The organism is Pseudoalteromonas sp. ESRF-bin5 (genome assembly GCF_002632075.1).
GTDB lineage: Bacteria > Pseudomonadota > Gammaproteobacteria > Enterobacterales > Alteromonadaceae > Pseudoalteromonas > Pseudoalteromonas marina.
This window is the reverse complement of record NZ_NTLW01000092.1, coordinates 1-3,101: the sequence shown is the minus strand read 5'-3', so window position 1 is coordinate 3,101 and position 3,101 is coordinate 1. Positions and strand designations below refer to the sequence as shown.

The window sequence follows — 3,101 nt, the reverse complement described above, 5'->3', positions numbered from 1 at the left end:
TTTAAATTAGGCGCATTTTTAATATTTGCTAATACATCGCGCAGGGCTTGGCCTTCAATAATGGTAAAGCTAAAGCTGATTTGTTGACCTTGGTTTATTTTTTTTATGTTAGTAATAACACTGGTATTTGAAAGCTCGTAAAGCCCGGCTTTTAAATCGGTTAGAGTGGGGTCGAGCTTTGCAATAACTTGGTAACGCCAACAGCTTTCAACCCAGTTTTTTGCTTGCCATTGCTGGCATAATTTATTAAAACCGGTGCCCTTTTTTACCTCAAATTGCGTGCTTTCGCTTATATTTAGCGGGCTTTGTAGGGTTGACTGCAATTGCTGATAGCCAATAGCTGTGCTAATAATCGCTAAAAAAGCGACTGATAAAATAACTTTTAACACTAAGCCTCCTTGGCTAATAAATTAGTTAGCAATGCGTTGCTGTGGGCAACATTAAAGCACTGTTGCTCTATGCGTTTAACAGGTACTGCATGCATTAAGCTGTTGCATACAAATACAGCATCGGCCTTGGTTAAATCGTTTACTGTAATGTGTTTAAACTCAACCGTTAATTTATCACATAACGCTTGCAGATAAACGCCCTTTATACCGCATTCATTGAGCTTTGGTGTAAATACTTTACCGTGTTTAATGGCAAATATATTAGCTGCTGAGGCTTCAATTACCTGGTTGTTGTAGTCAAGCACAAGTACGTCGTCGCAATTTTGTGTTTGCATGGCTTTTTTAATGAGTACTTGCTCTAACCTATTTAGAGTTTTTAGCCCCGCAAGTAAAGGCTGCGCCGCTAATTTAATAGGGCTTATTTCAAGGCTAACCCCCTGCTCTGCAAGCGCATTGTAGTTTGCAGGGTATTCAAGCACGCTTACTACAATTGTTAAATTACATTCGCTCGGTAAGTTATATCCACGCCCGCCTTCACCGCGTGTTACGAGTATTTTTAACACGCCCGTTTGCTTTTGTTTTACTTGATTGTGTATATGTTGCTCTAAAGGGCTAAAGTCGAGTTCAGGAAAGGCTAATCGTTCGGCACATTCAGCTAAGCGGGCTTTGTGATGGTGCCAATATTCAACTTGCCCATTTACAATTTTTGCTGTTGTAAAAAAACCATCGCCATAGTTTAAGCCTCTGTCGGTTATGCTAACGGCGTTTGATTGGCTGGCATTTATGATTGTTTGCGTATTATTTATTATTTTTTGCATATAAAAAAAGCCCAGTTAAACAACTGAGCTCTTATAAAGTGGTTCGTTGTTAAAAAAGATTATACCTTTTTAAATAGCAACGAGCCATTAGTACCACCAAAGCCAAATGAGTTACATAGTGAGTAATCTAGTTTTGCATCGCGTGCTGTATGCGCAATGTAATCTAGGTCACAGCCTTCATCTGGGTTATCAAGGTTGATAGTAGGCGACACTTTTTGATCTTTTAGCGACAATATCGACACGATTGATTCAACTGAGCCCGCTGCACCCAGTAAGTGACCCATCATCGATTTAGACGAGCCAACCATTACGTCTTTTGCTGCATTGCCAAAAATAGATTTAACTGCGGCAGTTTCGGCTTTATCGCCAGCGTTGGTCGACGTACCGTGAGCGTTTATGTAGCCTACTTGCTCTGCATTTACTTGCGCATCTTTTAATGCGTTTTCCATTGCAAGGGCTGCGCCTGCACCGTCTTCTGGAGGGGATGTCATGTGGAATGCATCGCCACTCATACCAAAACCAACTAGCTCGGCATAAATGTTTGCGCCACGTGCTTTTGCGTGTTCGTATTCTTCAACAACTACAACACCAGCTCCGTCAGAAAGTACAAAACCGTCACGGTCTTTATCCCACGGGCGCGACGCTGCTTGTGGGTCGTCGTTACGTGTTGATAATGCGCGTGCTGCGTTAAAGCCACCCATACCAATAGGTGTACACGCTTTTTCGGCACCGCCAGCAACCATAGCGTCGGCATCGCCGTAGGCAATCATACGTGCTGCATGGCCAATGTTATGTAAACCTGTCGTACACGCAGTTACAATTGAAATATTAGGGCCACGTAGACCGTACATTATTGATAAATGACCCGAGATCATATTAATAATGGTAGAAGGCACATAAAATGGAGATAGCTTACGTGGGCCACTGTTAAGTAACTTAACGTGGTTTTCTTCAATTAGCGTTAGGCCGCCAATACCAGAACCAACAGCAACACCAATGCGCGTTGCGTTTTCTTCTGTGATTTCTAGGCCTGAATCTTTAAAGGCTTGAACACCCGCTGCTAAACCATATTGGATAAATAAATCCATTTTTTTTGCATCTTTTGGTGGCATATAAGCCGATGCATCAAAGTCGTTGATTAAACCAGCGAACTTCGTTCCAAATTTTGATGTGTCAAAGTGTGTTATTGTTTGTATACCACTTTTAGCATCTAATAAGCCTTGCCAGGTTGATTGAACATCATTGCCTAGCGGCGTCAACATTCCTAAGCCAGTTACGACGACACGACGTTTAGCCACGGTTTGCCTCCAATAAGGGATATTTATAATTTTATTAAAATTTTAACCATTTTAATTTTTAAATGGTTTTTTAATCCAATTAGATTCACAAGGGGATCATCATACCCAAGCAACCTCAAAGTGCGAGTCTCAAACTTGTTTGACAACACATAACGCAAACAAAATTAATGTTAGTTAAATTTGGGGAGTTAAGGTTTGATTTTTGAATCATGAACTTTGAGGTGGTTTGGATACATAGATTAAAGGCAGCGAATGCTGCCTTTAATATACAATTGATTACTCAGCGTGAGCTGTTACGTAATCGATTGCGCTTTGAACTGTAGTGATCTTTTCAGCTTCTTCGTCTGGGATCTCAGTGTCAAACTCTTCTTCAAGAGCCATTACTAGTTCTACAGTATCAAGAGAATCTGCACCTAGGTCATCTACGAAAGAAGATTCGTTTTTAACTTCTTCTTCTTTAACACCTAGTTGTTCAATGATAATTTTTTTTACGCGTTCTTGGATATCGCTCATTCTTCTTTCCTTTATTAAAACGCCAATGCGTTATTTTCAGATTGCGGGGTAGTTTACGCCGCATAATTCTCTGATTCAATGAT

General features: G+C 40.7%; 4 protein-coding genes. All 4 read right to left on the bottom strand.

Translation table 11 applies throughout. The annotated features are described in order from the left end of the window. Positions 1-389, bottom strand: a 389-nt coding sequence (locus tag BCG07_RS04595; RefSeq protein ID WP_286888940.1) for an endolytic transglycosylase MltG, incomplete at its 3' end; no start/stop codon positions are given. After that, positions 389-1,207 carry an aminodeoxychorismate lyase gene (pabC, locus tag BCG07_RS04590; protein WP_286888938.1) on the bottom strand — a complete coding sequence of 273 codons (819 nt, stop codon included), beginning with the start codon at positions 1,205-1,207 and terminating at the stop codon, positions 389-391. The genes pabC and BCG07_RS04595, both read right to left, overlap by 1 nt. Positions 1,208-1,266: 59 nt before the next feature. After that, positions 1,267-2,505 (bottom strand): beta-ketoacyl-ACP synthase II, encoded by a 1,239-nt coding sequence (gene fabF, locus BCG07_RS04585; RefSeq protein WP_006792303.1) that lies wholly within the window; start codon positions 2,503-2,505, stop codon positions 1,267-1,269. A gap of 276 nt (positions 2,506-2,781) precedes the next feature. Beyond that, positions 2,782-3,018, bottom strand: coding sequence for an acyl carrier protein (gene acpP / locus BCG07_RS04580; protein ID WP_006792304.1), 237 nt, complete (start codon positions 3,016-3,018; stop codon positions 2,782-2,784). Between the last annotated feature and the right edge of the window lie 83 nt (positions 3,019-3,101).